At 68.2% G+C, this 402-nt stretch carries 1 pseudogene; it reads right to left on the bottom strand.

The annotated features are described in order from the left end of the window. A pseudogene (locus EN850_RS33900) lies at positions 1 to 402 on the bottom strand (NAD(P)/FAD-dependent oxidoreductase); the annotation flags it as partial.

Below are 402 nucleotides of genomic sequence, written 5' to 3'. Positions count from 1 at the left end.
GGTCTGCTTCATCATGTCGACCTCGATCAGCTCGCCCAGCGGGCTCTCGGCCAACGTGCAGCCCAGCTGCTGCACCAGCGGTGTGGCCATCACCTGGGTGGCCGGCACGAACAGCGCACGCTGGGCGATGCGGCGGCCGTCGGCCAGCTCCACCTCCAGCCAGGTCGGCTGGTCGCCCTGCACGCGCAGCACCGGTGACGTCTCGATCTGCACGCCGCGCTGCTGCATGGCGGCGCGTTCCTCATCGGTGATGTCCCGTCCCATGCTGAAGAACGTGACATTGCCCCAGTCGGCGAACAACGGTGCCTTGCTGGCGGACATCGGATGGCCACCAAGCAGGCCGATGGCGCCGCCACCCACTTCGTAACCGTGGCAGTAGGGGCAGTGCAGCACGGTGCTGCC

This window comes from Mesorhizobium sp. M8A.F.Ca.ET.207.01.1.1 (genome assembly GCF_004794715.1).
GTDB lineage: Bacteria > Pseudomonadota > Alphaproteobacteria > Rhizobiales > Rhizobiaceae > Mesorhizobium.
This window is presented reverse-complemented; position numbering and strand designations above follow the sequence as displayed.